Consider the following 23,412-nt stretch of genomic DNA (forward strand, 5'->3'; position numbering starts at 1 on the left):
AAAGTCCTTCCGGACGGGTCAGGGTCGCTCGACGGTGGTCCGCCCGTCGGCGACGGTCAGCTGGACGCCCGCCCCTCGCAGCCAGTCGGCCGCTCGCCCCTCGCCGTGGAGCAGGACCTCCGCGAGGTCGGCCGGCTCGTCTACGTCGGTACTCAGGCGATAGGAGTCGATCTCGGTCACCGTCCCACCGGCGTCGCGGGCGATCCGGCGGTGGTCGCGGATCGACGCGTCGTGGTAGTCGACACGGAAGTCGGGGTGGCGTGCGACGAACGCGTTCGTCCCGCCGCCACGGCCCGGAGCGAGGACCACGTCGCCCTCGGCCGCGAAGAGCCGGTCGAGCGCGTCGGGGGTCGCCAGGGCGAGGTCGGCCATCACGACCGCGACGGACTCGGCACTCGCGGCGAGCAGATCGTTGATCGCCGCATCGAGTGGTCGGTCGTCGACGGTCACCGGCCGGTTGAGGTCGATCGCTTCGGTCGCGAGGACTGCGGGGTCGACGCCGACCGCATCGAGCGCGTCGAGCACGTCCGCGAGCATCACGCGGGCGAACGCGCGACGCTCGTCGGCGTCGAGAACTGGCGCGAGTCGCGTCTTGGGCTCGGTCGCCGAAAACGGGACGACGACGCGCATCTACAGCTTCGAGAAGTCGTCGCCCTGCTGGGACTGCCAGTAGTAGACGCCCCCGCCGAGCAGGAGCAAGACGACGAGCACGCCGGCACCCATCAGAACCATCTGGGTCGTCTGCTGGGACTGCCGGGCGGAGTCGGCGGCGTTCTGAGACTGTGTCGCAAGCTCCTGTGCGTTCTCGAAGTTCTCGTTCTCGTACGACGAGATCGCACTGTCGAGCAGGTCCTCGGCTTCCTGGTGGCCACCCGCGGCGTCGATGGCGCTCTGGGCGTCGTCGATGGCCTCGCGAGCGGCCTGGCTCTCGCTCGTGTAGTGGTGGGCGGAGTCGTTGACCAGCTCGTCGGTGTTGCTGCCGGTCCGCTGGTCGAGCGCGGCGACGGTGAACGTCTGTTCGGGATCGTAGCTGTAGTTTTCGACCGCCGGTGCCTCACCGACCAGTTCGATCTGGATCTCGTCGCCGTTGTTGTCGACGCTCAGGTCCTGTTCGAACGACCGTTCGCCGTAGGTCGTCTCCCCGTCCTCGACCGGCGTGCCGGCCCTGAGGACGGTGACGGTCCAGCGGACGTTCTGGAGTTCGGTGTCGGCGAGGAGCGTCCAGTCGTTGGCCGTGTCGGTGAAGGGATCGTCGATCGTGTAGGTCATCGACACCTCTTCACCGACCTGTGCCTCGCTTGGCACTCCGTCCGAAGAGAGAGTGAGAGCGGCGGCTGTCCCCGTCGCGGTCACCAGCAGCGCGACGCAAAGCAGCGCAGCCGCAGTCTTAGAACAGCGGGTCAAGTTCATCATCGTCGTCTTCGACCAACTGATCTAAGTTATCTTCGCTCTCCTGGCGGATGTCGTCGATGTTGTCCTGTGCCTCGATTGCCACCTGCTGGAGCTCCTTGATGCGGGGCACGTTGTGGACGCCCGACAGGAGCACCGCGGCGGCGACGCGGGGCTCGTTGGTCGGGTAGTCTCCGCCACGGACCTCCATGCTGCCGGTCTGCTCCTCGAGCCACTTGCGCCCGCGCTCGATGCCTTTCCGGTTGAGGTGGGCAGAGGGGCCGGCCATCACGAGCAGCGCACGCTCGGCACCGTCGATCTCGCAGGGCAGTGTCAGCCGACCGAGCGCCGCCTTCCGGACCAGGGAGGTGATCCGGTTGGTCGTGTTGGCGGTGTCCATGTCGTTGCTGTCGTCGCTGCCACTGGAGAACCGCGACAGCAGGCCGCCGCCGCTGCTTGACGACATCTCCACGTCCTCGGAGGCGTACCCGACCGTCGAGACGCCACCGCCAGAAAGCGTGTTGATGATCTCCGAGGAGTCGACGACGCTCTCTGCGACGTTGTCGCCGTCGCCGATCTCGCCCGCGCCGAAGAGGACGCCAAAGCGTCTGACGATCTCCTCGTTGATGTGGTCGTAGCCACCTTCGACGGACTCGCCGGTCTTGCGCCAGGCGTCGTTGTCGAAGACGAGCAGGTTGTCCACCTCGCGGACGAACGTCTGGAACGATCGGGCGGCGTTGAGGGTGTAGATACCCCCCTCGTCGCTGCCCGGCAACACGCCGAGCCCGTAGACGGGCTCGGTGTAGATGCGCTTGAGGTGTTTCGCGATGACCGGCGAGCCGCCCGAGCCGGTGCCACCGCCGAGTCCAGAGACGACGAGGAAGCCGTCGATCTCGTGGACCGGGATGCTGTCGATCGCGCCCTGGATCTCGTCGATGTCCTCCTCGGCGATCTCCGCGCCGAGTTCGTTGTCGGCACCGACGCCGTGTCCCTTGACGCGCGCCTGTCCGATCAGGACTCGATTCTCCTGTGATATGTTCTCGAGGCCGAGCAGGTCCGCTTTCGCCGTGTTCACCGCGACCGCCGAACGGACGATCCCGGAGTTGGTCCGTTCGTCGTATTCGAGGAACTTGTCGACGATTTTACCGCCGGCCTGCCCGAAGCCGATCATCGCGAGTTTCATTGCTTGGTGAGACTCCGCTTGAAGAGGGAAAGTAGGAAAGCAGGCATAAGCCTTTTGCCAAGATATCGAATACGATATAGTTGTTCTATCGACAGTTCGTGGCGACACCACGCGACGGCGACTGGTCGAGCCACTGGAGAGGCGTCACTCTCCGGACAGGAGTTGGTCGACGGCCTCTTCTATGGCCGCCCGGACGGCCCGCTCGGGCCGGGTGGCGTCGATGCGGACGAACCGCTCGGGCTCGGCCGCGATCAGGCGCTCGTAGTTCTCGCGTACGTCCGCGAGGTAGTCGGCGGTCTCGAACTTGTTGGTCGCACCGCTGCGCTCGGCGGCGGTCTCGGCGTCCACGTCGAGGTAGATCGTCGCGTCCGGCGGTCGGGTCCAGGGCGCGTGTACGTCCCGGACGTACCCGAGCGCGTCGTCGAAGCGGTCGCTCAGAGTCGCCCCCTGGTAGGCGTAGCGCGAATCCGAGTACCGATCAGAGACGACGAGCCGTCCGGCGTCGAGTGCCGGCTCGATCGTGTTCGCGAGGTGGTCGGCGTGGTCGGCCGTATAGAGGAACAGCTCCGCCAGCGAGTCCGCCTCGTCGTCGTCGATCGATCGCTGGACGGCCTCGCCGTACCACGACTCCGTCGGCTCGCGCGTGAAGACGGCGTCGTCGGGCACGGCGGCGTGGCGCTGGAGCGTCTCCCACGCGGTCGTCTTCCCGCTGCCGTCCAGTCCTTCGAGCGTGAGCAGCATACTCGGGCCGTCGCCGCGCCCGTACGTAAACGCCCCGGCTGGTCGGAGTCCTCGGCAGAGCCACCGAGACCACTCGACAGGCTGTCAGGACACTGCCGGCGCGTCCTAACTGGGTGCGCACTAGCTTTACATCAGTCCCCGATCATATACCGGGTATGAACGTACTGCTCGTCGGCGGGAGTGGCTTCATCGGGACGAATCTCTGTACGGCGCTGGCGGATCGCGGCCACGACGTGACGGTGCTGGCACGCTCACCCGACGCCGCCGACCTGCCCGCCCAGGCGACGACCGTCGCGGGCGACGTGACCGACTACGACAGCATCGAGGGCGCGTTCGAGGGACAGGACGCCGCGATCAACCTCGTGGCGCTGTCGCCGCTGTTCAAGCCCTCCGGGGGCAACGAGATGCACGACCGCGTCCACCGGGGCGGGACGGAACACTGCGTGCGCGCAGCCGAGGAACACGGCGTCGAGCGGTTCGTCCAGATGAGCGCGCTCGGGGCCGACGCCGACGGTGCGACCCACTACATCCGTTCGAAGGGCCGGGCCGAAGGGATCGTCCGCGACTCGTCGCTCGACTGGGTGATCGTCCGTCCCTCCGTCGTGTTCGGTGACGGCGGCGAGTTCGTCCAGTTCACCAGGCGGCTCAAGGGGATGTTCGCGCCCGGCGTCCCGATCTACCCGCTGCCCGGCGGCGGCAAGCAGACGCGGTTCCAGCCCATCTGGGTCGGCGACCTCGTGCCGATGCTGGCCGACGCGCTCACGGAGGCCGAATACGTCGGCGAGGTCTACGAACTCGGTGGCCCCGAGGTCCTGACGCTGCGAGCAGTGACCGAACAGGTCTACGAAGCCGCGGACGGCTCGGTCACCATCGTCGGGCTCCCGATGGCGCTTGCCGGTATCGGGCTGAAGACGCTCGGCTTCGTCCCCGGTTTCCCCATGGGCGGCGATCAGTACCGGTCACTGAACTTCGACAACACGACCGACGACAACGACGTGGAGCGGTTCGGCGTCGAGGAGAGCGAGCTGACGACGCTTGGCGAGTACCTCGGCATCGCCGCCGAGGCCGCGAACTGATCCGGCGGCGTCTCCTCGACCGGGCGGCGTGATCGGTCCCGACAAACGAGCGACCGCCGCGACCGCCCAGAACACTACTGTCGCATCGTCTCCGGGAGCTCTACCTCGTCGGGAGCCGGCATCCAGACGTAATCGAACGTGAGTCCCAGCCCCAGCGGGAAGAAGATCGTCGCCAACACCACGAGCGCGCGGCTGCCGAGATTCCCGCCGAGCTTGAACACGCCCGACAGCACCAGCAGGAGGACGAACAGCGCGACCGGACACAACAGCAGCGAGTAGAGGACACTCCCCCAGCGCGTGTCGAGTCGCACGCGGAAGAACCGGGTCATCAACGCCGTGACGGCGCTGTTGACCAGCACGATCACCAGCAGTCCGACGAGATCGATGACGGCGACCATGGTCGGGCTAGGGAGTCGAGACGCTTTGCAGTATCGGGACGCCGCGAGACGCGGCGTCATACGGACGGTTGTAGACGTTTACCCAGTCGACCGCACGACGGCGTGTGGTCGATCTGGTAAAGACCTACAACTGTCCGTATCACTCCATGCAGATGTAGGTCCGCGTGTCGACGACGCCGTCGAGGTCCCGGATCCGCGTCGCGACGGTGTGCATCACGTCGTACACTTCCTCGCCGGCGGCTTCGGCGATGATGTCGTAGTTGCCGGCGACGATGTGAGCCTCGCCGACGCCGTCGTGACCGCGAATCTCCGAGAGCAGCCCCTCGGACTTGCCGGCCGAACTCTTGATCATGATGAATGCACTGACCATGTGTACTGTGTGAACTTATGACATGAAAAAGCTTCAGGTCGGTCGCGTGGTTCGCGAGACGCCGACGGCGAGAACGGTGACGGCCGGCAGGCTCACTCCTCGGAGAGCCGCGTCACTCTGGCGGCCGTCGCTTTGAACGTCGCCACGACGGGATCGCCCGGTTCCAGATCGAGACGCGCTCGACTCGCCGCCGTGACCAGTACCGGGACGGGCGTCGCCGCTCCGACGTCGACGGTGATCGTCGCGACGCCGTCGCGCTCGTCGACGGCCGTCACCGTTCCGCGCAGTCGGTTGCGGGCACTCGTCCGGGTGGCCGAGAGAGTGGCGTCTGGCTCCTGGAGTGTCACGGCGTCGGCGGTCAGCGTCACCGTCACGTCGTCGCCGGTGTCGACCGACGGGTCCCGGTCCCCGCCGACGACGATCGCGTGCAACTCGCCCGCCGGACTCTCGGCGGTCACCAGCCGTCCCGATCGCTCGCGAACGGTGCCAGAGAGCGCGATCACGTCCGCGGCGGCCGTGCCCGAGACCACGGTGTGGACGCGGGCGAACTGCGTCAGCAGTTCGCGGCCCCGGTCGGTGAGGACGCTCCCACCGCCGCCCGCTCCCCCGCGTTCGCGCTCGACGAGCGAGCCCAGCGTCTCTTCCAGGACTGTCAGGCGCTTGTGGGCCCGAGAGTACGAACGGCCGAGCGCAGTGGCGGCCGCGTTCAGCGATCCCTCGCTGTCGACGGCCCGCAACAGCGCCGCGTCCGACGCGTCGACGGTCACCCCATCGGCAGTCAGCGAGACGGCCACGTCCGTGTCCATACGCACGCCGACGGACGGAGCGAGCAAAACCGTTATGTTGTACTCAGCACAACCCCGTTATGTTGGGAGTGATATAACGATGGGACACACCAGGGCTGCAGTCACCCGTCGGGGGTTCCTGACCGCGATCGGGACCGTCGGCGTCGGGGCGCTCGCGGGGTGTACCGGCGTCACGGGAACGGAAAGCGGCCCAGTCAGCCTGCTGTGTGCCGGCAGCCTCGCCCGCACCGTCGAGCGACACGTCGGCCCGGCGTTCAGAGAGCAGACGGGGCGGGCGATCCACGGCGAGTACCACGGCTCCAACGCCGTGATGCGGATGGTTCAGGAGGGCGTCGAGCGCCCCGACGCCGTCGTCAGCGCCGACGCGACGCTCCTCCGGGACCGACTGTACGGGGTGGCCACGGACTGGGACGTGACCTTCGCGGCGAACAGCCTGGGGCTGTCCTACGACGAGGCGACGGAGCCGGGCGAACAGCTTGCGGCCGGCACCCCGTGGTACGAGGTCGTCGGTGACGCCGACGACGGTGCCATCGCCATCGGCGATCCGGAGCTGGATCCGCTGGGCTATCGCGCGCTCCAGGCGTTCGAACTCGCACAGCGGGCACACGACCTCGACGGCTTTCGCGAGCGGGTGGTCCCGCGGCTGTACACCGAGCCCGACGAGCCACAGCTGCTCGCGGGCGTCGAAACGGGGTCTCGTGCGGGCGCAGTCGTCTACCAGAACATGGCCGCCGACCGCGGGCTGCCCTTCGTCGAGTTTCCGGACCGCTACAACTTTTCGAACGCGGCGCTGGCCGACCACTACGCGACGGCCTCGTACACGACCGACGACGGCTACACCGCGACGGGTCGGCCGATCCTCTACAGTGCGACCGTCTGTGACGACGCCGACGATCCGGCCGGCGGGCGGGCACTCGTCCAGTACCTCTGTGAGAATCCGTCCGTGCTGACGGCCGCCGGCTTGCGTGTGGGCGAGCAACTGCCGGGGGAGCACGGCTCGGTCCCCCCGGAGGTGAACGTGTGAGGGCCTTCGACCCGCGACGACTTCGGACGCCGACACGGTTCGTACCGGCGCTGCTGGGCGGTGTCCTGCTCGTCCACTTCGTCGTGCCGTTCGCGGCCTTCCTCTCACAGACTGGCACGTCGAACGTCGTCGCCGGGCTGTCGGCCCCGCCAGCGCGGAGCGCGATCCGGAACTCGCTGCTGACGGCCCCGGTCGCGACCCTGTTTTCGACGCTGTTCGGCGTCCCGCTGGCGTACGCGCTCGCCCGAACGTCCGTCCGCGGGAAGCGCCTGATCGAGGGGGTCGTCGTCCTGCCACTGGTCGTGCCGCCGGTGGTCGGCGGCGCGATGCTCCTGACGGCAGTGGGGCGCTTCACGCCGCTTGGCCGCGCGGCGCTGGCGGCGGGCCTCCCGCTGACCGACAGCCTCGCGGGCGTGATCCTCGCCCAGACGTTCGTCGCCGGCCCCTTCGTCGTCGTCACGGCGCGGGCCGGCTTCGGTGCCGTCGACGAGCGGCTGGAACGGGCGTCGCGCTCGCTGGGGTACGGACCGCTGGCGACGTTCTGGAACGTCTCGCTCCCGCTGGCACGGGGCGCGATCGTCGCGGGCGTCGTCCTCACGTTCGCGCGGGCGGTCGGGGAGTTCGGTGCCACGATGATGGTCGCGTACAACCCTCGGACGATCCCGACGCGGATCTGGGTCGAGTTCATCGCCGGGGGGATCGACGCGATCGTACCGCTCGCACTGGCGTTGCTCGCCATCACCGTCGTCGTCGTCACCACGGTCCAGCGGCTCGGACACCTTCCGACGGTGGTCGACGGATGACCCTCGAAGTCAGCGGCCTCACGCATCGCTACGGGTCGAAGACGGCCGTCGAGGACGTGTCGTTCTCGCTGGCAGACGGTGAGATCGTCGGGCTGCTCGGGCCGAGTGGCTGTGGCAAGACGACGATCGTCCAGGCGATCGCCGGCCACCTCCGCCCGGCCGCGGGCCGGATCCTGCTTCGCGGCGAGGACGTGACCAGGCAGCCGCCCGAACGCCGACGGGCGAGTGTCGTCTTCCAGGAGCCGACGCTGTACCCGCACATGACCGTCGGCGAGAACGTGGCCTACGGGCTCGAAGCACGCGAGATCGAACGCTCGCGAATCGACGAACTCGTCGAGACCCACCTCGAACTGATCTCGCTTGCCTCGCGGCGCGACGCCTACCCTGCCGAACTGAGCGGCGGCCAGAAGCGCCGCGTGGAGCTGGCACGGGCGCTGGCACCGGAGCCGGACGTGCTGTTGCTCGACGAGCCGCTGTCGGCACTGGACCGCAGCCTCCGCGAGGAGCTGCGGCGAGCGATCGGTCGCATCCAGCGAGAGACCGGCGTCACGACGCTGTTTGTCACCCACGACCAGGCGGACGCGATGGCGCTCGCGGATCGACTCGTCGTCATGAACGAGGGCGCGATCGCGGGAGTCGACACGCCGCGGGCGCTGTACGAGTCGCCCCCCACGCCGTTCGTCGCGTCGTTTCTCGGACGGTCGAACGCCGTCGAGGCGACCGTCGTCGAACCGGAGCCGCTCGTGCTCGCGGTCGGCGAGCAGACGCTGACGCTGCCGGAGGCCCGGAGCGACAGACCGGCCGGGGCCTCGGTGTCGTGTCACGTCCGCCCGGCGGATCTGACGCTGGCCGAGTCGGACGGCACCGACACGGCCCCGACGCTGAGCGGGGCGGTGAGCCACGTCACGGACCGGGGGTCGCGCTACGACGTGTCGGTCACCCTCCCGACCGACGAGACGGTCGTCGTCGAGCGCCAGGCCGAGCCGCCGCCAGCGGGTACGACGGTGACAGTTCGAGTACCGGCGGCGAAGGTGACGCGCTTCGGGGCCGACACGGCAGGAAAGTGACCGGGCGGGAAGCTCGCGGTCACGCTCGCACGGGCCGGCGTCGTCGCCAGCGGTGAGTCACGCCGGGGAGACGCTCGCCGCTGGCGAAGAGCCTCCGTATCACGCACCGCCCGAGCGAGCGCGCATCGCCGACCAGACGGCGACGCTACCGAGCAGGAACGCCGGGAGCAGCGGGAGAACGAGGTAGGCGTCACGCAACGTCAACCCGAGCGACTGGACGAACGACTGTGCGGCCGGGAGGAGGAGGAGCGCGCCGGGAGCGACGATGAAGGCGAAGAGCACGGTCCCGACCAGCGTCCACCCTCGCCAGTCGAACTCGCGTTCGCCGTCGCCGCTGGTCGGCGGTTCGCCGCTGGGTCGATGGACGTAGCCCGCGTCGCCGTCGTCGTCGCTACTCATCGGCCCCTCCCTCGTACTCGCTGTCGGGAACGACGACGACTTTGCCGACCCCCTCGCGCTCTTCCAGCAGTTCGTGGCCGCGTGCGGTCTCGCTCATCGGGAGGACCGCCCGGATCAGCACCTCGAAGGTCCCGTCCCAGACCAGTTCGAGCACGTCGTCGAACTCGCCGGGACCGGCCATCGTCGAGCCGTGGACGGAGAGCTGGTTACCGAAGATCCGGTTGACGTTCGTCTCCGGCGTCGGGCCGGTCGTCGCCCCGCAGGTCAGCAGCCGACCGCCGTTCGCGAGACTGCGCAGCGACTGTCTCCAGGTGGCCGCGCCGACGTGATCGACGACCACGTCGACGCCGCGCTGGCCGGTCTCCGCGCGGACCGCATCCGCGAAGTCTCTGGCCTCGTAGTCGATCGCGAGATCCGCACCCAGCCGACGAGCGGTCGCGCGCTTCTCGTCGCTGCTGGCCGTCGCGATCACCGCACAGCCGGCGTGGTCGGCGATCTGGACCGCCGCGTGGCCGACGCCGCCGCTCGCTCCCAGCACGAGGACGGTCTCCCCGGCGTCGATCTCGCCGCGGGTGTGGAGCATGCGCCAGGCGGTCCCGAAGACCAGCGGCGCGGCCCCCGCGGTCGTCCAGTCGACGCCCTCCGGAACGGGGACGAGCGCGTCGGCCGGGACCGCGGTCCGCTCGGCGTGGACCCCCGGACAGTGTTCGCCGAGGATCTCGTAGTTCACACACAGCGTCGGCTCACCGTCGCGACAGAACTCGCAGGCCCCACAGCTGCGTCCGGCGGTGACGGCGACGCGATCGCCCGGGCCGAACCGCTCGACCGCGTCTCCGACGGCCACGACGACGCCCGCGGCATCGCTCCCGGGGACGTGGGGGAAGTCGAGGTCGATCCCCGGAAGTCCGCGGCGAGTCCACACGTCGAGGTGGTTCAGTGCTCCGGCTCGCACGTCGAGGAGAACGTCGTCGGAGCCGAGCGTGGGCTCGGGAGACGGCCCGTACTCGACGACCTCGCGGTCGCCGTGGGCGGCGAACTGGACGGCATCCATGGCTGGTGCTCAGGCCACCATCGTCTAAACCCTAGGGGTTCGGGACCGCCGGGCCGATCGCCAGCAGGCTGACCCGGTGGCTGGTCCCGTCAGCGTGTGCTTCCCGTGTTGCAACTGCGTCGGATCGGCTCTCGTAGACCCCTTCCTCGCTGCACTCGTGGCAGACGACGTGAAACGCTTCCTCCATACGTTCAGGCCACATACATGTCACTTAATCATTTTGATTTGGTAATGCAAAGCACACGTCGAAGTGACCACGCGGAGGCCACGAGCTATTTATTCGCGGCACTGCGAAGCCGGACCATGGTCGATTTCCAGTCGCGGAACCGCCGGACGCGGGACGACGAGCGAGCGGCATCTGAGACGGACTCGGAGTCCGACGAGCCGACGGACGGCGAGTCGGAATCGTCCGCGCCGGACGAGCCCGAGACGACACCGGAAGCCGACGAACCCGATCGGGGACCGGTGGCCGGCGTCGCCGTCGTCACCGTCGCCGACGACCGGACCGTCGAGGACGATTCGGTCGGCGATGCCGTCATCGAGGCACTGGGTCCCCACGAGCTGGTGACCCGCGAATTGCTCGGTCGCGACCACGACGGCGTCCAGGGTGCCGTCGACGCACTGGTCAACCGAGGAGACGTAGACGGCGTCGTCACCGTCGGCGGGACCGGTACCAGCACGCGCGACATCACCGTCGAGGCCGTCCACCCGCTGTTCGAGAAGGCGCTCCCCGGATTCGGCGAACTGTTCCGGCAGCGCTTCTACGAGGAAGTCGGTTCCGACGTGATCGCCATCCGAGCGGCGGCCGGCATCGCCGACGGGACGCCGGTGTTCTGTCTCCCCGACTCGGTCGAGGGGGCACGCATCGGTACCGAAGAGATCGTCGTCGAGCAGGTCGGACGGCTCTCCGATCGGCTCGACGAGGAGCCGTAGGCCAAATCCATTTGCGGCCACGCGGCCAACGCGACGGTATGGTGACTCGGCTCGCTGACGGCGTCTGGTGGATCGACCTCCGTGGGGTCAACGCCTACCTGATCGACGAAGCGGTCGCTGGCGACGGCGCTGGCTCCGGCGTGACGCTGGTCGACGCGGGACTGCCGTGGCACGGCACGCAGCTGAGCGCGGCGATTGCCGCGGCCGGCTACGAACTGCGCGACATCGAGCGCGTGCTGGTGACCCACTACGACATCGACCACGTCGGCGGACTGGCGGGACTCGACGGCCTCGACGCGCCGATCTACGTCGGCGAGGCCGATGCCGAACTGGTCGCGGGCCGACGGCGGCCGCCCTGGCACAACCACAAAGGACTGTTCCAGCGGGCGATGGCCGGCTTCGTCTCCCCGCCCACGAACCGGATCGAACCCGTCACCGACGGCGACACCGTCGGGGAGTTCACCGTCTACGCGACGCCGGGCCACACGCCCGGCCACGTGGCCTACGTGAGCGAGCGCGCCTCGGTCGGACTGCTCGGCGATCTGGTACGAGAGTCGCGTGGCACGCTCCGGCCGTCGCCGTGGCTCCTCAGTTACGCCACCGGCGAGGTCGAGCGCAGCATCGCGGAGCTGAACGGACGAGCGCCCGACTTCGCGGTGTTGGGTATGGGGCACGGTCGCCCGTTCGAGCGCGACGGACGCGAGCGCCTGACGGAACTGGCCCGCGAGTGATAGTTAGCGGCCGAACCATTTACTCGGTTCACGCGAATTTACGCCCAGATTCGGCGGCACGAACGTTCTCCCGTCGGAATAAAACCGATCGGGTGAGCTGAAACTCGCGTAAAATTCGCCAAAGCGCTTCCCGCTACTAAGTGGCAACCAGCCCACCACCCAGATGCGATGTTCGACGACACTGCCACCCGACGAACGGTCCTCAAGTCAGCCACAGCGGCGGTCGCCGCCGCTGCGGTCCCGACGGGCGTACAGGCCGCCGAACGCACGTGGACGGCCGTCGAGTCACCGACGGGCAACACGCTCTTCGACGTGGAGTCGACAGCCGACGGCGCGTACGCCGTCGGCGGCGCTGGCGTCGTCCTCGAACGGACGCCGAAGGGCTGGCGCAAGGTGCTCGACGGCGGTCCGAGCGGCAACGGCAACAACCTCTACGGCGCGGACGTGACCGACGACGGCAAGCGGCTCTGGTTCGTCGGCTCGTCGGGCGCGATCGGCGAGCTCGACGTCGAGTCGGGCGTCCTGAACGACCACTCGGCACCGATGGACGTGACCAACAACTTCAACGACGTGTCGGTGACGGGCGAGGCCGGCAGCGCGAACGTCTACGTGGCCGGTGACTCCGGAAAGCTGTACTACAGCTTCGAGAACGGGGAGACCGGCAGCTGGGAGGACGTGACGCCGGCCTCCGGCTCGGCGATCAACGCCGTCGACTTCTTCGACGACCGATCCGGCCACATCGTCGACGGCAACCAGACGGTCCTGTACACGAGAGACGGCACGACGTGGGACCGGCTGGGAATCGCGAACGCCGACTACAACTTCTACGGCGTCGACGCCGACGGCTTCGACGACGTGTGGGTCGCGGGCGGTGGCGGTTCGATCTACCGCTGGAACGGCAGCGAGTGGCGGCGCGTCGACAACGGCGACGCCGGCCTCCGCGACGTGGAAGTCGAGAACGGCGAGGGCCTCACCGTCGGCGGTGGCGGTGCGGTCTTCGACCGCGACGCCGGTGCCGGCTGGGCGGCCGAACAGACCCCGACCGGCGCGAACCTGAAGGCCGTGGTCCGGGGCGACGTGGACATCGCGGTCGGTGCCGGCGGCGCGATCGTCGAGCGGTAAGCGTCGATCGCCGCGACGGTGCCCTCCAGCGAGTTAAACACAAATGAATTATATAATGTTAAATTAAATCTAAATTAATAGTACATAGGACGTATTATACTAGTGAGATGAGTTTAAAACAGTAGATATAATTAATTAGTGTAGATTGACTATAGAATTTGTTTTAATATCTTGCTATGGTTCGGCTGTATGTGTGGTGAAGGTTTTTGCCTTCCAATCCTGTCCACTTCCCGAGATACTCACATCAAACTCACCCGGACCTGGCAGTGACCAACTAATGCCTATATTGGATGGTGAACAGAAGGGGTCCCAAGTGTGGATTAATTCACCGTATATATTAGTTTCAGCCCCCAATTCGTCGTCTCTTGTGTCAATTTCAGTTTCCATCCAGCCAGACCCGCTATATGTTGGTGCCATTCGACCCGTTTGTAGTTTTGCATACACCCCATGCACATGTGGTACAGTTTCAACAAGAGTATTTCCTTTAGTTTTTGTTTGGTCTTTCCTGAGCCTATAGATATCTTCCGAGAATGAAATTGCCGCGCCATCAAGTGGCCCATGACAATCGGCTCCTGCAGCATCAGCAAGATCCCAGTTAAAAATGACATACTGATATCCGCTCTCATCATCGCCACCCAAAGCAACGGCTGAAACCGTCATTTCAGAATCTGGATCATTGTCGGGATCTCCCCATCTTTTTTGTGTGGACACACCATCCACAGCCGCAGATCCATCTGTATTGTTCGCTTCTTGAACTAATTCCTTGCTAGAAAATTTTGTTGTATTATGAGTATAAATAACCCCGATCTCATCACACAAATCATAAGCCTCTTCTTTATTTCCGGATCTTAGAAGATTCTTTATTTCATAATTTTTACTATTATTTGATTGTCTACCGCGTGAAGCAGACGATGGGCTAGCAACTGAGGCAATTCCGAATACTGAACACCCTGCTGTTTTCATGAATCTTCTACGATTCATATTCACAAATTTTGGGGCGTGTTTAGACGCTAGTAAGAGCGGCTAAATGTCTAACTTATTAGGGAGTGAAGCGGGAAGAGGAGTTTGTGTCCAGCAAACTCGCCCGCTTCACTGATCGGGTTGTCTCGCTTGCTCAAAAAGCCGTCGTCGGCGAACCAGATCCAGCGTACGAAGAAGGAGAAAACGGCTACGCAGATTGGGTGATCGTGGCGATTCACGGCCTCCGCGAGTATCTTGATCACACGTATCGACGGTTGCTGGACGTGCTCCACGAGATGCATGGAATTGTCGCTAAACTCGACCTAGCGGTGGCTGATCTGCCTGATTTCACGACCGTGTGTACGCGCAAGCAGGATCTGGAAATGCGTATTTGGCGCGTCTTGCTGCGGCTGTCGGCGGAGTTGCACGACCTCGGTGATGTTCAGGCAATCGACGCAACCGGCATGGATCGGATTGCTGCCAGCCAACACTACGCAAAACGGACGAACTATACGTTCGAGGCGGTGAAAACGACCCTTCTGAGTGACTGCAAGACTGGTGCGATCCTCGATATACATTGCTCGATGAAACAACCGCACGATTCCAAGGTCGGCTGGCAGATGGTCAAACGTAATCTCGACAAACTGAATATTCTCACCGCCGACAAAGGCTACGACTGGTGGTTACTTCGCCAAAGACTGCGTGCAGAAGGCGTTAAACCGGTGATTAAGCACCGCGAATTCGGCTGGCACGGCGTCGCCAACAATTTCTTGCAAGATGATACGATCTACCATCAACGCTCGAACGCCGAATCCACGTTTTTCGCGCTGCGACGCAAATACGGCGAGATCGTTCGGGCTCGAACCTGGTTCGGTCAGTTCCGCGAACTCGTTCTGAAATGTGCTGTCAGAAACATCGAACTCAGCGTCAGCCACTCATGACCGTGAAATCACGCGTCTAAACAAGGCCCACTCGGAGCTATATCATTCATGTCCGACACTCGGAGCCCTCGTAAAAAGCCGATTCTGGTCCGGCCCTCGAATCGAACAAGAGTGCGCCGTCTGCCTGTCGACTCTGAGAGGTTACAGAGTTGCATCTCGACGTCTGTGAATTCGTACAAGAGTGCGTGACGTCGAACGGTTCGAGGATCGTACCACAGAGGCTTAGAGCCTGACATCGGAGGGGTGGCATATGGACCGACGTACGTTCACAGGGTCGTTTGGCGGACTGTTGTGCGGCATCGGACTGAGCGGGTGTCTCGGTCTCACAGGGGATCAGTCTAGCCGACCGGTTCCGGACCCGGTCGATCTCTCCGGGAGTAAAACCGACGACCAGGGCGGGATGGTCATCGGCAACCACGGCGGCCCAAACGGTCAAATATTCTACAAGGAACACTCGCCCGAGGACCACGAAAATCCTGCGTGGTTCCACACGTTGACCTTCGGCCTGTTTCCCTACTATTTCGAGCACGAGCGCCGGGGGTGGAAGGCAACGGTCATCTACGTGACCGACTATTCGACAGTCGACTACTCGATACGGACGGGCAAGAACCAGACGTCTATTTCCGCACCGACTGCTCCCGAAACATTCGCCGACGCGACGGAGATGACCTACGTCGTCGAGAGCGACGTCTCCGGCGGCATGGGTCCTGCATTGCTACCGTTTTCTGTGCCTGACGACGCAGAAGCGTTCATCGGCAATCACGGCGGCCGGACGGTCACTTTCGACGAGATCACCTCCAGATTCATCAGTGAATACAAGCGAGACTGAAAGGCCGTCGGCCACACGAAAAGCAAAGTGACGTCGAACCGACGATGGGTGACATTCGCAACGTCGAGCCGCTGGTTTGTTTCTCCACCGCTCCAGCTACGATTCAGGTCGTGGCGTCGGAACCGCTCGGTGTTCACGTAGCGGGACGAGAAAGTTCCCCCGACGGCGGACAAAAATATATTCGAGGATACCGTTGTTGACGCGCTGGCGGATCGCTGGCGTGACTTCGGTCAGATCTGTACCGTTCATCGCCCGGCGTACATCCTCGAAGTCCGCGATCCGACGCTGTAGGGAGGGAAAGTGGAGACTCGCTACGTTCTGGTCCGACCCGATATCGTCCGTGGCTTCGAAGTGGCGACGGAGGAGCTTCACGGTTCCATCCGCGTCCCGGTTCGCACGGGCAGCCTTCTGTGCGTGACCAACGCGGCCGTGTGCTCTCGCGTCCGCTTCGATGTCGTCGACGAACTGGTCGATACCGCTACCAGACCCCAGATTCGACCCGGTACCCTCGACGATATCGTTCTCGACGTACCCGGGGCTGAACATCTCCATCACGCGGTCCTCGAAGGACTGCTCGTCGTACCAGTCTTTGATACGGTCGTGCATTAGTTTTTACTGGTAATTAACGACAGAGATACTTCCAGATATTCGGTTCATCAACAGTTGGAAGGCCTCGTTGGATTTGCTGTTTTAGCGTCGAAAGATCTGGGATGAGTCGATGCTTGAACCACTCGTTGAGACGATCCCAGCATCCTTCGACTGGATTGAGCTCCGGTAATTTTGGTGGGAAGTACCAGATATCGAGGTCGGTTTCCTTTTCCCCGCGCACGCACGCGACCGAACTGTCTCCGACAGTTTCGGTCGCGCGTTCACCGCTAACGTGTTCCCAGAGATCTCTGTTGTAGAAGTATCCAGCACGGTCGAGAAACACCACTAACTCCTCACCGAACCGCTCTTGGAGTGCACCGAGCAACCAGATCCCTTGTTTTGATGTGAGATTCTCCTCAGTCCAACAATAGAAGCTGTCACCGTCGTCGGTGACAGCGCCGAGCACGGTCACCTTATCCCAAGAGTTCGATGTCTCTATCGTTGGATTTGAGCCGATTGGGTACCAGCCACGTCGTTGCACTGTGCCGACGCGCTTGGTGAACTGATCGACGACAACAACGGTTTTGTTGGTCAGTTTCGGCCCGTTTTTTCGACTGTTTGTTGAAATTCGGCTTCTTGTTCTGGATCAGCCTCGTGATTTCGCGGCCGTGCTGTCCGGCAGGACAGCCCGGCCTTTCCCAGGAGTTTCCGAGCGTGGCCTTCGCTGTATTCGACTCCGTACTCTTGTTTGACATGGTGAAGGAGCAGTTTCGGCGACCACGCTTGTTGCTCGTAGCCGAGTTCTGTCGGCGATTGTTGGAGCCGCTCGAAGAACTGTTTGCGTTCGTGTTTGTCGAGCTTCGAGGGGCGGCCTGGTCTGGATTCGTCGTAGGGAGCTTGCTCGATCGGTTCTTCAGTGAACCGATCGAGCCAGTTGCGGATCGTCTTCTCCACGACACCATGTCGTTCAGCTAGTGTCTCGTGTTCATCGCCCTGCTTTCGGCCGATTGCAGCAAGAACACGTTCTCGAGGAACCTCACCCTCTGTTTGTTCACGGAGCTCCTGAAGCTCTTCCAGAGTGATATCGTCTAACCGTCCCATTACCGCAAATTGAGTCTACACTGGCAAATACTTTCGCACGACTGTATGAGACGCTGTCGAAGATTGGCGATCATCTTCGTCGTCGCACCCGCGAACGGTCCATCCTGGACGGTAACGTAGTCCTCAGTCGCCTGGTTTCCCCTGAAGCCAGCCTCGAAGCCCATGAACAGCGGCGACGCCTCCGGAACCGGTTCCGAGTCAGGAATACCAGCCGCATCCTGGTGGTTCGCCGGGAGCCCAGCGCCGACGAACCCGGTCCGTCGTGAATCGATCGTCGCGATGTCGGTGATCCAGGCGTCAACGGATACGCCATTCGCTTGGTCTTGCTCGCCTCGAAGGGCCTGTTCGGCTTCGAGCACCACGTCGGCACGGTCACTCGCGAGGTGGACGACTGCATCCTGTGTATCGAACGTTGGGGATTCGAACGGTGAAAGCGCCCGTGGCTGGGGAAGCACCACGTTCTCAGGAAGGGGTTGATCGAACCGCTCGAAGTACAATGGCGAGTACGCGATCAAGTGAAGCAAGCCCTCGTAGCTCCACTCGTAGGCCCGATCTAGAACCGTCAGTGCTCGTTCGAGTGTCGATCGGGTGTCAGTCGACGGGTGACTATCCCCGTCGAAATTGATGTAGAGGAGAGTCTGATGTTTCGGGAGTTGGGAGTTCCCATGCTCGTCGTGGCGGATGGACTCGCGCCAGGCGTGTTGGCGTGCGGGTTTTGCGTTCGGATTGCCGGTCGGGGCCGGTTCGGAGTCGCCGAGCTCCAAACAGGCACTCATACGGTTTATTGTGAGGGTGTCATAGAACGATTAGCACACCAAAGAGCAGGGTGAACGCTGAGGTGGTATGAGCCCAGCGACCCTGCAAGATCACCCTTCGGTAGACTCGTTCTTCAATGTCGCGGAGACAGAGACGTTAGCGTTGTTTGAGCACCTCTCCTTCGAGTTTCTCGAAGAGTTCGACGTGTTCGCCCCGGCGGAGACGGGGCGAACACGAGATCACGAAGACCACCAGAACTGATGCGGGGCTTCCTCCACTGCTACTACCACGACATCTACGGCATTCGTCCAGTTTGAGCGGGAGCTTCGGAATACAGTTGTCTGGCTGAGCTGTGGCTTCGATCGACCTCCGTCCAGAGATGCAGTCGATCGCTTTCTGACCGATCTTGGACACATCGTTGACGATGTCTTTGACCGACTCGTCGAGCAGGCCGCCCGTCGCGGCCTGCTCGACTTGACCTACTGCATCGATTCGACCGATGTGAGGGCGATGCCCGCCGATCAAGACGCCTCAAAGTGCTACGATCCAAACCGACGACGAGTACTACCACGGCTACGGTTGCCACAATCGTCTCGAACCGGGCAAGAGGACCGATGCAACGAGATCCCGGTTGTGAGCCGAAAGATTCCTCCGCAGGCCAACAATAGCAGTCGTCACCGTCGTCGGTGAGCAGCGCGACCACGTCACCCGGTATCCCAAGAGTTCGATGATCTCTACTGGTTGGATGTATGAGCCGACTGGCGTACACAGCCACGTCGGCTTGCCACTGTGCCGACGCGCTTGGTGGAACTGATCGACCGACAACAACGGTATTGGTTGGCAGTTATCGGCCGTTTTTTGTCGAACTGCTTGTTGAAATTCGGCTTCCTTAGTTCTGGATCAGCGCTCAGTAATTTCGTGGCCCCGTCTGTCCGGCGAGGACAGCCCGCCTGTTCCCCAGGAGTTTCCGAGCGTGGCCTTCGCTGTATTCGACTCCGTTATCTTGTTTGACACTGTGAAGGAGCAGTTTTCGGCGACCATGACGGGGGTTGGCTTGTTTGCTCGTAGCCGAGTTCTTGTCGGCGAATTGTTGTGAGCCGCTCCGAAGAACTGTTTGCGTTCGTGTTTGTCCGAAGCTTCGAGGGGCGGCCTGGTCTGGATTCGTCCGTAGGGAGCTGCTCGAATCGGTTCTTCAAGTGAAACCCGACCGAGCCAGGTTGCGGATCGTCTTCTCCACGACACCATGTCGTTCAGCTATGTCTCGTGTTCATCGCCCTGCTTTCGGCCGATTGTAACAAGCAAGAACACGTTCTCGAGGACCTCACCCTCTGTTTTGTTCACGAGCTCCTGAAGCTCTTCCAGAGTGATATCGTTCTAACCGTCCCATTACCGCAAAATTGATCCTACACTGGCCAAATACTTTCGCACGATGTATGAGACGCTGTCGAAGATTGGCGATCAATCTTCGTCGTCGCACCCCGCCGAACGGTCCATCCTGGAACGGTAACGTAGTCCTCAGTCGCCTGGTTTCTCCCTGAAGCCAGCCTCGAGCCCATGAACGCGGGCGACGCCTCCGAACCGGTTCCGAGTCAAGGAATACCAGCCGCATCCTGGTGGTTCGCCGGGGCTCCAGCGCCGACGAACCCGGTCCGTCCGTGAATCGATCGTCGCGGCGATGTCGGTGGATCCAGGCGTCAACGGATACGCCATTCGCTTGGTCTTGCTCGCCCTCGAAGGGCCTGTTCGGCTTCGAGCACCACGTCGGCACGGTCACTCGCGAGGTGGACGACTGCATCCTGTGGTATCGAACGTTGGGGATTCGAACGGTGAAAGCGCCCGTGGCTGGGGAAGCACCACGTTCTCAGGAAGGGGTTGATCGAACCGCTCGAAGTACAATGGCGAGTACGCGATCAAGTGAAGCAAGCCCTCGTAGCTCCACTCGTAGGCCCGATCTAGAACCGTCAGTGCTCGTTCGAGTGTCGATCGGGTGTCAGTCGACGGGTGACTATCCCCGTCGAAATTGATGTAGAGGAGAGTCTGATGTTTCGGGAGTTGGGAGTTCCCATGCTCGTCGTGGCGGATGGACTCGCGCCAGGCGTGTTTGGCGTGCGGTTTTGCGTTCGGATTGCCGGTCGGGGCCGGTTCGGAGTCGCCGAGCTCCAAACAGGCACTCATACGGTTTATTGTGAGGGTGTCATAGAACGATTAGCACACCAAAGAGCAGGGTGAACGCTGAGGTGGTATGAGCCCAGCGACCCTGCAAGATCACCCTTCGGTAGACTCGTTCTTCAATGTCGCGGAGACAGAGACGTTAGCGTTGTTTGAGCACCTCTCCTTCGAGTTTCTCGAAGAGTTCGACGTGTTTCGCCCCGGCGGAGACGGGGCGAACACGAGATCACGAACCACCAGAACTGATGCGGGGCTTCCTCCACTGCTACTACCACGACATCTACGGCATTCGTCCAGTTGAGCGGGAGCTTCGGAATACAGTTGTCTGGCTGAGCTGTGGCTTCGATCGACCTCCGTCCAGAGATGCAGTCGATCGCTTTCTGACCGATCTTGGACACATCGTTGACGATGTCTTTGACCGACTCGTCGAGCAGGCCGCCCGTCGCGGCCTGCTCGACTTGACCTACTGCATCGATTCGACCGATGTGAGGGCGATGCCCGCCGATCAAGACGCCTCAAAGTGCTACGATCCAACCGACGACGAGTACTACCACGGCTACGGTTGCACAATCGTCTCGACCGGGCAAAAGATCCCGATTGCAGCCGAGTTCACCGAGAGCAAACAAGCACCAGAGGAGACGGCGATGCGCGTCACACGTGACGCGCTCGCCATCAGGCAACCGATCTGGATGGTTGGTGACAGCGCCTACGACACGCTCGACTGGCACGACCACCTGCTGGCCGCAGGGGTCGTGCCAGTCGCTCCGTACAACGCACGGAACGCTGATGATCCGAAAGACATCGAGTACAGGGTCGAAGACCGCATCGAAAAACACAGCGCTCATCCCGATACATTGTAACACAGCAGTTTCTTGAACCAGTCGTCCGGTGAGTTGAGTTTCAGTGCGAGAAATCCGAGGTATTTTTGGAGATGATGCTTCGAGATGCCTCTGAACTTCGCCAGCCACTGGCGAAGGAAGCTGTGGCGGTTCTCGCAGGTATTTGTGTGGGCGTCACCGATGACGTAGGTGTCGGAGTGGGTGACGGCCAGATGGCCGTCCACCCCCTCCGTCTCCTCGATATCCTCATAGATCGTGTAGCCGTCGGTACAGAGGATGACGCTTCCGTCGCCGTACTCAGAGATGTCCTCGTCGGCCTCTTGCAGATCCTTATAGACGAGAAATCGCACTCGTCCGTCGCTCCGACGGACGAGTGTCAACACTGGCGGTTTGTCTGATTCGAAGGTTCCGCGCCCCTTTTTGAGAGTCCGCGCTCGCGCGGACTCCCATCCTCATCTTCGAGTCCCTTCTCACCAGCCGTGACGTAGACCTCGTCAGCTTCGCACACGTCGTAGAGGTCGAATTCGTCGATATTATCACTCACTTCCTGCACTTTGTGAACGTAGTTGAGAACAGCCTCGTAGTCTCGATCAAGGTCACGAGCGATCTGAGCGGTCGGCTCAGATCGCATCTCCTTGACGATATAGAACATCTCTTCGAGATCGAAGCGATGCTGGCCGAAGATCGTCTTTGTGAGGTCGTTGAAGTAGGTTTCGCAGGATTTGCACCAGTACTGCTGAGCGTCCTTACCGGTCGTTCCTCGGTCGACAACCGCGTCACTCTCGCAGTGAACACACGTCACCGTCTCGCCGAACCGGGCGAGACGGAGACGCTCAAAGCATCGCTCACGCGGTGGAAGGAACACTTGAGCTGACTGCTCGTCCATCGTTGGCTGCTACTGAGTCGCCAGCAGAATTGATGTTACGATCTATCGAGATGAGCGAAACACAGCGAGGACGTCCAGATGAAGCAATCAACGTTAGACGAGACGTATAACCGCCGTACGGGAGTAGAGCGAACCAACGAATCAGTGAAGGACTGCGGCCTCGGGCGAACGCACGCCCGAGGCCGCGTCCACGCACGAGCGCAGGTGTTTCTTGCTCTGTGCCTTCGCCTCGTCGTCGCTATCACCAACTACGAACGTGGAGACAACCCGGGAAGCACGATCATCACGGTGTGAGAAGAGTTCTATGACACCCTCTTTATTATAGTTGCGTACCGGTGATCGTCGCCACGGGGTAGACGATCACCGGTAAATCGCTACAATAATCCGTATCAGTGCACTCGCGCCCCCAAGCGCGACGGCTGCCTTGAGAACCTGTCGCCGAGGAATATCGTCGTCGAGTAGATCCATCACTATCCCGAACCTCTGGACTCGACGGAAAGCAGAGTTCTGGTTCGGTTCTCGAACGAGTGTCTACAGCGTCTCACGGGTCGTGCTCTGTCGTATCTGGCTCACCGGCGAGTAGCCCGTCGACGAGTCGCGTGAACCGATCGACCAGTCTGTCGGCGACCGATGGTTCGACCAACCGAAGCATCCGGGCCGTCTCCTCTGGGTGTGTAATAGCGAGTGTCACGTGGTTTTGAGCATCGCGCTGCTTCTCGACGAGGTCCTGTTCGACGAGGTGGTCGAGATGCCACTCGAGGGTACTCCGTGCGATATTCACACCGTCGGCGACTGCGTTGGGTGCACTCGAGCCGTTGGCCATGAGATAGACGAGGACGTCTCGTGCGGTTTCTCGACGGAGCACGGCCAACGCTCCCCGTTCCCAGGTTCCGTAGTCCGGCGTGTAATAGTGCGTCCGACCGTACAGCGACTCCTCGACGACATCATCAGAGCGTTCGAGTTTCCGGAGGTGGTACTGGACCTGCCCTGGTGCGAGATCGAGCGTCCGGGTGAGTTCGTTAAAATGGATGCCGGGGTTCCGACGAACCTGACGTGCAATTTGATTTCGTGTTCCAGTCATTGTTTGGTATCCCCGACTGCGGAGCGAAGTCACCGATTCAGCTATACAGATCTCTTCGAGTAATGGCTTCTATATTTCACGGTCCGTCGTTCGGGTTCGTTAATTGAACCACAACTTGTGAGTTGATCCGGCTACTGTGATTAGCTACATACGCCTGGCCACTCGAATC

At 62.7% G+C, this 23,412-nt stretch carries 26 protein-coding genes and 5 pseudogenes; 12 read left to right on the forward strand and 19 right to left on the reverse strand.

Annotated features, from left to right (window positions below; translation table 11 throughout):
- Window positions 1-18 precede the first annotated feature (18 nt).
- The 4 genes from cofC to tmk form a co-directional block, all read right to left on the reverse strand.
- On the reverse strand, window positions 19-630 hold the full coding sequence (gene cofC, locus HALKA_RS0108255) for a 2-phospho-L-lactate guanylyltransferase (protein WP_018257537.1): 612 nt from the start codon (window positions 628-630) through the stop codon (window positions 19-21).
- Complete coding sequence (locus HALKA_RS0108260) at window positions 631-1,413, reverse strand: hypothetical protein (protein WP_245545366.1); 783 nt, start codon at window positions 1,411-1,413, stop codon at window positions 631-633.
- A complete protein-coding gene (locus HALKA_RS0108265; protein ID WP_015762379.1) occupies window positions 1,388-2,572 on the reverse strand; it encodes a tubulin/FtsZ family protein in 1,185 nt (394 codons plus the stop codon). Before HALKA_RS0108265 ends, HALKA_RS0108260 begins: the two co-directional genes overlap by 26 nt.
- Before the next feature lie 144 nt (window positions 2,573-2,716).
- Window positions 2,717-3,313, reverse strand: a complete 597-nt coding sequence (tmk, locus tag HALKA_RS0108270) for a dTMP kinase (protein ID WP_018257539.1) — start codon at window positions 3,311-3,313, stop codon at window positions 2,717-2,719.
- Between the two features lie 155 nt (window positions 3,314-3,468).
- Between tmk and HALKA_RS0108275 the strand changes: the two genes are divergently transcribed.
- Complete coding sequence (locus HALKA_RS0108275; protein WP_018257540.1) at window positions 3,469-4,389, forward strand: complex I NDUFA9 subunit family protein; 921 nt, start codon at window positions 3,469-3,471, stop codon at window positions 4,387-4,389.
- A gap of 74 nt (window positions 4,390-4,463) precedes the next feature.
- On the opposite strand, the gene HALKA_RS0108280 is transcribed toward HALKA_RS0108275, so the two are convergent.
- From HALKA_RS0108280 to HALKA_RS0108290, 3 genes are all read right to left on the reverse strand, one after another.
- Window positions 4,464-4,787, reverse strand: a complete 324-nt coding sequence (locus tag HALKA_RS0108280) for a DUF7991 family protein (protein ID WP_018257541.1) — start codon at window positions 4,785-4,787, stop codon at window positions 4,464-4,466.
- A gap of 139 nt (window positions 4,788-4,926) precedes the next feature.
- Window positions 4,927-5,157, reverse strand: coding sequence for an Lrp/AsnC family transcriptional regulator (locus tag HALKA_RS0108285; RefSeq protein ID WP_015762375.1), 231 nt, complete (start codon window positions 5,155-5,157; stop codon window positions 4,927-4,929).
- A 92-nt stretch (window positions 5,158-5,249) separates the two neighbouring features.
- On the reverse strand, window positions 5,250-5,963 hold the full coding sequence (locus HALKA_RS0108290; RefSeq protein ID WP_018257542.1) for a molybdenum-pterin binding protein: 714 nt from the start codon (window positions 5,961-5,963) through the stop codon (window positions 5,250-5,252).
- Between the two features lie 79 nt (window positions 5,964-6,042).
- Here HALKA_RS0108290 and HALKA_RS0108295 point away from each other — a divergent pair, with 79 nt between their 5' ends.
- Genes HALKA_RS0108295 through HALKA_RS0108305 form a run of 3 tightly spaced genes read left to right on the forward strand, consistent with a single transcriptional unit; the run spans window position 6,043 to window position 8,857 of the window.
- Complete coding sequence (locus tag HALKA_RS0108295) at window positions 6,043-6,987, forward strand: extracellular solute-binding protein (RefSeq protein WP_018257543.1); 945 nt, start codon at window positions 6,043-6,045, stop codon at window positions 6,985-6,987.
- Entirely contained in the window at window positions 6,984-7,790 is an 807-nt protein-coding gene (locus HALKA_RS0108300) for an ABC transporter permease (protein WP_018257544.1), read from the forward strand. Before HALKA_RS0108295 ends, HALKA_RS0108300 begins: the two co-directional genes overlap by 4 nt.
- Window positions 7,787-8,857: an ABC transporter ATP-binding protein gene (locus HALKA_RS0108305; RefSeq protein WP_018257545.1), complete on the forward strand. Its 1,071-nt coding sequence runs from the start codon at window positions 7,787-7,789 to the stop codon at window positions 8,855-8,857. The genes HALKA_RS0108300 and HALKA_RS0108305 overlap by 4 nt, the downstream gene beginning before the upstream one ends.
- A gap of 99 nt (window positions 8,858-8,956) precedes the next feature.
- Here the strand turns inward: HALKA_RS0108305 and HALKA_RS0108310 are convergent, their stop codons facing one another.
- Genes HALKA_RS0108310 through HALKA_RS20910 form a run of 3 tightly spaced genes read right to left on the reverse strand, consistent with a single transcriptional unit; the run spans window position 8,957 to window position 10,494 of the window.
- Window positions 8,957-9,256, reverse strand: coding sequence for a DUF7977 family protein (locus HALKA_RS0108310; protein WP_015762370.1), 300 nt, complete (start codon window positions 9,254-9,256; stop codon window positions 8,957-8,959).
- A complete protein-coding gene (locus HALKA_RS0108315; protein ID WP_018257546.1) occupies window positions 9,249-10,307 on the reverse strand; it encodes a zinc-binding dehydrogenase in 1,059 nt (352 codons plus the stop codon). The genes HALKA_RS0108310 and HALKA_RS0108315 overlap by 8 nt, the downstream gene beginning before the upstream one ends.
- A gap of 31 nt (window positions 10,308-10,338) precedes the next feature.
- On the reverse strand, window positions 10,339-10,494 hold the full coding sequence (locus HALKA_RS20910) for a hypothetical protein (RefSeq protein ID WP_018257547.1): 156 nt from the start codon (window positions 10,492-10,494) through the stop codon (window positions 10,339-10,341).
- A 116-nt stretch (window positions 10,495-10,610) separates the two neighbouring features.
- On the opposite strand from HALKA_RS20910, the gene HALKA_RS0108325 reads away from it, so the two are divergent.
- From HALKA_RS0108325 to HALKA_RS0108335, 3 genes are all read left to right on the forward strand, one after another.
- Window positions 10,611-11,240: a molybdopterin-binding protein gene (locus tag HALKA_RS0108325; RefSeq protein ID WP_018257548.1), complete on the forward strand. Its 630-nt coding sequence runs from the start codon at window positions 10,611-10,613 to the stop codon at window positions 11,238-11,240.
- A 38-nt stretch (window positions 11,241-11,278) separates the two neighbouring features.
- On the forward strand, window positions 11,279-11,971 hold the full coding sequence (locus tag HALKA_RS0108330; RefSeq protein WP_015762366.1) for an MBL fold metallo-hydrolase: 693 nt from the start codon (window positions 11,279-11,281) through the stop codon (window positions 11,969-11,971).
- 168 nt (window positions 11,972-12,139) lie between these two features.
- A complete protein-coding gene (locus HALKA_RS0108335) occupies window positions 12,140-13,093 on the forward strand; it encodes a WD40/YVTN/BNR-like repeat-containing protein (RefSeq protein WP_018257549.1) in 954 nt (317 codons plus the stop codon).
- A 174-nt stretch (window positions 13,094-13,267) separates the two neighbouring features.
- Here HALKA_RS0108335 and HALKA_RS20915 read toward each other — a convergent pair whose 3' ends face one another.
- The gene (locus tag HALKA_RS20915; protein ID WP_155119385.1) at window positions 13,268-14,056 is read right to left on the reverse strand and encodes a hypothetical protein; all 789 of its coding nucleotides are present in this window, start codon (window positions 14,054-14,056) and stop codon (window positions 13,268-13,270) included.
- Window positions 14,057-14,139: 83 nt separating this feature from the next.
- Between HALKA_RS20915 and HALKA_RS0108345 the strand changes: the two genes are divergently transcribed.
- Both HALKA_RS0108345 and HALKA_RS0108350 read left to right on the forward strand, forming a co-directional pair.
- Window positions 14,140-14,994: an IS5-like element ISHmu1 family transposase gene (locus HALKA_RS0108345; protein ID WP_018257551.1), complete on the forward strand. Its 855-nt coding sequence runs from the start codon at window positions 14,140-14,142 to the stop codon at window positions 14,992-14,994.
- Window positions 14,995-15,244: 250 nt separating this feature from the next.
- Entirely contained in the window at window positions 15,245-15,823 is a 579-nt protein-coding gene (locus tag HALKA_RS0108350; RefSeq protein WP_018257552.1) for a nitrous oxide reductase accessory protein NosL, read from the forward strand.
- 96 nt (window positions 15,824-15,919) lie between these two features.
- On the opposite strand, the pseudogene HALKA_RS19395 reads toward HALKA_RS0108350, so the two are convergent.
- The 4 genes and pseudogenes from HALKA_RS19395 to HALKA_RS19405 form a co-directional block, all read right to left on the reverse strand.
- Window positions 15,920-16,429, reverse strand: a pseudogene (locus HALKA_RS19395) (DUF7405 family protein); the annotation flags it as partial.
- Window positions 16,430-16,445: 16 nt separating this feature from the next.
- Entirely contained in the window at window positions 16,446-16,952 is a 507-nt protein-coding gene (locus tag HALKA_RS19400; RefSeq protein ID WP_245545339.1) for a transposase, read from the reverse strand.
- 50 nt (window positions 16,953-17,002) lie between these two features.
- A complete protein-coding gene (locus tag HALKA_RS20335) occupies window positions 17,003-17,512 on the reverse strand; it encodes a helix-turn-helix domain-containing protein (protein WP_080505809.1) in 510 nt (169 codons plus the stop codon).
- 47 nt (window positions 17,513-17,559) lie between these two features.
- A pseudogene (locus HALKA_RS19405) lies at window positions 17,560-18,288 on the reverse strand (DUF7405 family protein); the annotation flags it as partial.
- A gap of 67 nt (window positions 18,289-18,355) precedes the next feature.
- Between HALKA_RS19405 and HALKA_RS19410 the strand changes: the two are divergent.
- Window positions 18,356-18,851: pseudogene (locus tag HALKA_RS19410) on the forward strand (IS5/IS1182 family transposase); the annotation flags it as partial.
- A 1,111-nt stretch (window positions 18,852-19,962) separates the two neighbouring features.
- On the opposite strand, the gene HALKA_RS22445 reads toward HALKA_RS19410, so the two are convergent.
- Complete coding sequence (locus tag HALKA_RS22445; protein ID WP_449404880.1) at window positions 19,963-20,073, reverse strand: DUF7405 family protein; 111 nt, start codon at window positions 20,071-20,073, stop codon at window positions 19,963-19,965.
- Window positions 20,039-20,443 (reverse strand): DUF7405 family protein, encoded by a 405-nt coding sequence (locus tag HALKA_RS22450; RefSeq protein ID WP_026190226.1) that lies wholly within the window; start codon window positions 20,441-20,443, stop codon window positions 20,039-20,041. The genes HALKA_RS22445 and HALKA_RS22450 overlap by 35 nt, the downstream gene beginning before the upstream one ends.
- Window positions 20,444-20,510: 67 nt before the next feature.
- Here HALKA_RS22450 and HALKA_RS19420 point away from each other — a divergent pair.
- Window positions 20,511-21,276: pseudogene (locus HALKA_RS19420) on the forward strand (transposase); the annotation flags it as partial.
- 2 nt (window positions 21,277-21,278) lie between these two features.
- Here HALKA_RS19420 and HALKA_RS20345 read toward each other — a convergent pair.
- Window positions 21,279-22,162, reverse strand: a protein-coding gene (locus HALKA_RS20345) for an IS1595 family transposase (protein WP_155119386.1) whose coding sequence is annotated in 2 segments (ribosomal slippage) — window positions 21,279-21,700 and window positions 21,700-22,162 — 885 coding nt in all. Because the reading frame shifts where the segments join, the coding sequence is not laid out codon by codon here.
- A gap of 57 nt (window positions 22,163-22,219) precedes the next feature.
- Here HALKA_RS20345 and HALKA_RS20350 point away from each other — a divergent pair.
- A pseudogene (locus tag HALKA_RS20350) lies at window positions 22,220-22,456 on the forward strand (transposase); the annotation flags it as partial.
- 247 nt (window positions 22,457-22,703) lie between these two features.
- Here HALKA_RS20350 and HALKA_RS0108410 read toward each other — a convergent pair.
- A complete protein-coding gene (locus HALKA_RS0108410; RefSeq protein ID WP_018257557.1) occupies window positions 22,704-23,243 on the reverse strand; it encodes a winged helix-turn-helix transcriptional regulator in 540 nt (179 codons plus the stop codon).
- Window positions 23,244-23,412: the final 169 nt, after the last annotated feature.

This window comes from Halomicrobium katesii DSM 19301 (assembly GCF_000379085.1).
Taxonomy (GTDB): Archaea; Halobacteriota; Halobacteria; order Halobacteriales; family Haloarculaceae; genus Halomicrobium; species Halomicrobium katesii.

Bases quoted from the DNA above. Each gene is read 5' to 3' on its own strand.
- HALKA_RS0108310 (WP_015762370.1), bottom strand. From the start codon at position 9,256: ATGAGTAGCGACGACGACGGCGACGCGGGCTACGTCCATCGACCCAGC.
- HALKA_RS0108335 (WP_018257549.1), top strand. From the start codon at position 12,140: ATGTTCGACGACACTGCCACCCGACGAACGGTCCTCAAGTCAGCCACA.
- HALKA_RS0108285 (WP_015762375.1), bottom strand. From the start codon at position 5,157: ATGGTCAGTGCATTCATCATGATCAAGAGTTCGGCCGGCAAGTCCGAG.
- HALKA_RS0108290 (WP_018257542.1), bottom strand. From the start codon at position 5,963: ATGGACACGGACGTGGCCGTCTCGCTGACTGCCGATGGGGTGACCGTC.
- HALKA_RS0108410 (WP_018257557.1), bottom strand. From the start codon at position 23,243: ATGACTGGAACACGAAATCAAATTGCACGTCAGGTTCGTCGGAACCCC.
- HALKA_RS20335 (WP_080505809.1), bottom strand. From the start codon at position 17,512: ATGGGACGGTTAGACGATATCACTCTGGAAGAGCTTCAGGAGCTCCGT.
- HALKA_RS0108260 (WP_245545366.1), bottom strand. From the start codon at position 1,413: ATGATGAACTTGACCCGCTGTTCTAAGACTGCGGCTGCGCTGCTTTGC.
- HALKA_RS0108275 (WP_018257540.1), top strand. From the start codon at position 3,469: ATGAACGTACTGCTCGTCGGCGGGAGTGGCTTCATCGGGACGAATCTC.
- HALKA_RS0108280 (WP_018257541.1), bottom strand. From the start codon at position 4,787: ATGGTCGCCGTCATCGATCTCGTCGGACTGCTGGTGATCGTGCTGGTC.
- HALKA_RS0108295 (WP_018257543.1), top strand. From the start codon at position 6,043: ATGGGACACACCAGGGCTGCAGTCACCCGTCGGGGGTTCCTGACCGCG.
- HALKA_RS0108265 (WP_015762379.1), bottom strand. From the start codon at position 2,572: ATGAAACTCGCGATGATCGGCTTCGGGCAGGCCGGCGGTAAAATCGTC.
- HALKA_RS0108305 (WP_018257545.1), top strand. From the start codon at position 7,787: ATGACCCTCGAAGTCAGCGGCCTCACGCATCGCTACGGGTCGAAGACG.
- HALKA_RS20915 (WP_155119385.1), bottom strand. From the start codon at position 14,056: ATGAAAACAGCAGGGTGTTCAGTATTCGGAATTGCCTCAGTTGCTAGC.
- cofC (WP_018257537.1), bottom strand. From the start codon at position 630: ATGCGCGTCGTCGTCCCGTTTTCGGCGACCGAGCCCAAGACGCGACTC.
- tmk (WP_018257539.1), bottom strand. From the start codon at position 3,313: ATGCTGCTCACGCTCGAAGGACTGGACGGCAGCGGGAAGACGACCGCG.
- HALKA_RS20910 (WP_018257547.1), bottom strand. From the start codon at position 10,494: ATGGAGGAAGCGTTTCACGTCGTCTGCCACGAGTGCAGCGAGGAAGGG.
- HALKA_RS0108330 (WP_015762366.1), top strand. From the start codon at position 11,279: ATGGTGACTCGGCTCGCTGACGGCGTCTGGTGGATCGACCTCCGTGGG.
- HALKA_RS0108315 (WP_018257546.1), bottom strand. From the start codon at position 10,307: ATGGATGCCGTCCAGTTCGCCGCCCACGGCGACCGCGAGGTCGTCGAG.
- HALKA_RS22450 (WP_026190226.1), bottom strand. From the start codon at position 20,443: ATGAGTGCCTGTTTGGAGCTCGGCGACTCCGAACCGGCCCCGACCGGC.
- HALKA_RS0108325 (WP_018257548.1), top strand. From the start codon at position 10,611: ATGGTCGATTTCCAGTCGCGGAACCGCCGGACGCGGGACGACGAGCGA.
- HALKA_RS0108350 (WP_018257552.1), top strand. From the start codon at position 15,245: ATGGACCGACGTACGTTCACAGGGTCGTTTGGCGGACTGTTGTGCGGC.